This window comes from Ilyobacter sp. (assembly GCF_041583315.1).
Lineage (GTDB): Bacteria > Fusobacteriota > Fusobacteriia > Fusobacteriales > Fusobacteriaceae > Ilyobacter.
The window spans coordinates 1-2,400 of sequence record NZ_JBFHGC010000451.1 but is presented as its reverse complement, the minus strand read 5'-3'; the positions used below and the strand labels follow the sequence as shown (position 1 = coordinate 2,400).

The 2,400-nt window shown below is 36.8% G+C and carries 2 protein-coding genes; both read right to left on the bottom strand.

Annotated elements, in window-relative coordinates; all coding sequences use genetic code 11:
* Positions 1-2,047, bottom strand: a 2,047-nt coding sequence (gene infB, locus ABZA26_RS12780) for a translation initiation factor IF-2 (protein ID WP_372714898.1), incomplete at its 3' end; no start/stop codon positions are given.
* Positions 2,048-2,106: 59 nt separating this feature from the next.
* Positions 2,107-2,400, bottom strand: a 294-nt coding sequence (locus ABZA26_RS12775) for a L7Ae/L30e/S12e/Gadd45 family ribosomal protein (protein ID WP_372714897.1), incomplete at its 5' end; no start/stop codon positions are given.

Sequence of the window (2,400 nt, the reverse complement as noted above, 5' to 3'; positions counted from 1 at the left end):
TTCTTTTTATTTCAATGATATCAAAAGCTTCGACGATATCTCCCTCTTTGATGTCGTTGAAGTTTTGGATGTTCAGTCCACATTCCTGACCTGCAACAACCTCTTTGGCATCATCTTTGAATCTTTTCAGTGAATCAAGCTTTCCTTCATATACGACAACCCCGTTTCTGAGAAGTCTTATATTAGAATCACTCTTCACCTTACCGTCTACAACTACACATCCTGCTATATTTCCGATTTTAGTTACCTTGAATATCTTCTTGATCTCTATTCTTCCCTGATAGTTTTCTCTGTATTCAGGATCTAGCATTCCTGTAAGAGCTTTTTCTATATCTTCAGTTATGTGATAGATGATATTTGATGTTCTTATCTCTACTCCACAGTCTGCAGCTCCTCTAAGGGCTTTTGTTGTAGGTCTTACATGGAATCCTATTATGATAGCATCTGAGGCTTCTGCTAGTCTTACGTCACTTTCTGTTATCGCTCCCGATGCAGCCTGGATTATATTTACAGCTACTTCACCGGTAGAAAGTTTATGAAGTGATTCTTTAAGTGCTTCTACAGAACCTTTTGAGTCTGCTCTTATTATAAGGTTTAGTTCTTTTATATTAGAGTCTTCCATATGCTGAGAAAGAGATTCAAGAGAGATTGACTTTCTAGATACTTCTGATATCTTTCTTGCCTTTGCTACTTCCTCTACTATTCTTCTAGCATGCTGTTCATTTTGGATTACATAGACTACATCTCCGGCTTCTGGAACTATGTTAAATCCAATAATCTCTGTAGGTTGAGAGAGCCCTATTGTTTCTGCTCTTTCTCCCTTGTCATTCATAAGAGCTCTTACTTTACCTTGAGCTTCTCCGGCGACAATTACGTCACCTATTCTAAGTTCCCCTTCTTGTATCAGTACGTCAGCTATAGGACCTACTTTTGGATCTAGTCTAGATTCTAGAACTATACCTTTAGCTCTTTTTTTAGGGTTTGCCTTAAGTTCTAATATTTCCGCAGTAAGAAGAACCGTCTCAAGAAGTTCATCTAGGTTTAATCTCTGCTTAGCAGAAACCTCTACAAATTCTACGTCTCCTCCCCATTCTACAGACACAAGTCCGTGTTCCATAAGCTCCTGCTTTACTCTCAGGGCATTGGCTTCAGGTTTATCTATTTTGTTTACCGCCACGATAATCGGTACTTTTGCAGCTTTTGCATGGGATAATGCTTCTACTGTCTGAGGCATTACTCCGTCATCTGCTGCTACTACAAGGATAGCTATGTCTGTAACCTGAGCTCCCCTTGCTCTCATATCTGTAAAGGCCTCATGTCCAGGCGTATCTACAAATGTGATCTTTTTACCGTCTTTTTTTATCTGGTAGGCACCGATCTTCTGAGTGATTCCCCCAGCTTCTCCGTCTGCTACGTTAGTGGCTCTCAAAGCATCTAGAAGTGATGTTTTTCCGTGATCAACGTGTCCCATTATAGTGATTACAGGAGGTCTTTCCACAAGGTCAGATTCCTTATCCTCTACTTCAAGGTCAAATTTCTCTCCAAACTCCATTTCTACTTCTTCTTCTATCTCTATAAGTGCATCATATTCAACAGCCATCTCTTCTGCCAAATCAAAAGACATTGTGCTGTTTATTGTAAGCATCTGTCCTTTAAGGAAAAGCTTTTTGATAATCTCTGTTGCATTTATTCCGAGCTTTTCAGCAAATTCACCAACTGTGATTTCACCTCTTAGCTTTACTATTTTCATTCCGTCTTCTTCTAATACAACTTCTTCTACTTCTTCAGCTTTTTTAACTGTAAAGTCAGATCTTCTACCTTTTTTCTTCTTGGTAGTTTTATCTTTTCCCTTTTCTTCTTTTTCCTTAGAAGATTCCTTAGCTGTTCCTTTACTTCTTTTTTTCTTTTTCTTCTTTGCATCAATGTTTTCTTCAGATTCAAGATACTCTTCTATCTCTTTCACAGCTTCATCACTTAAACCAGAAAGATGTGAAGAAACCTCCACTCCTATTTCATGAAGAAGATTTAAAAAATCCTTGTTTGACATATCATGTTTTTTAGCTAATTCATGTACTCTTGTCTTCAATAATAACACCTCCAGTACGTTTACTCCATGAGACCACGTGCCACTTTTTTATTTTTAACGCCTATAACATTAATCTCAGCTTTACCAAATATATCTCCAAGCTGATTTTTATTACCATAATGTACGTATGCTATTCCTTGCTCTTTTGCTTTTGAGACTATTTTTTTATCATTTTTTTCACTGATATCTTCTGCAATTATAAGAAAATGAATTTTTTCTATATCTTCAAAAACCATACTGATTCCAAATGTCAGAAACTGAGAATTTTTCATTGCATTTAATATTCCCATATAGTCTTTAGAATTTTTTTTAAG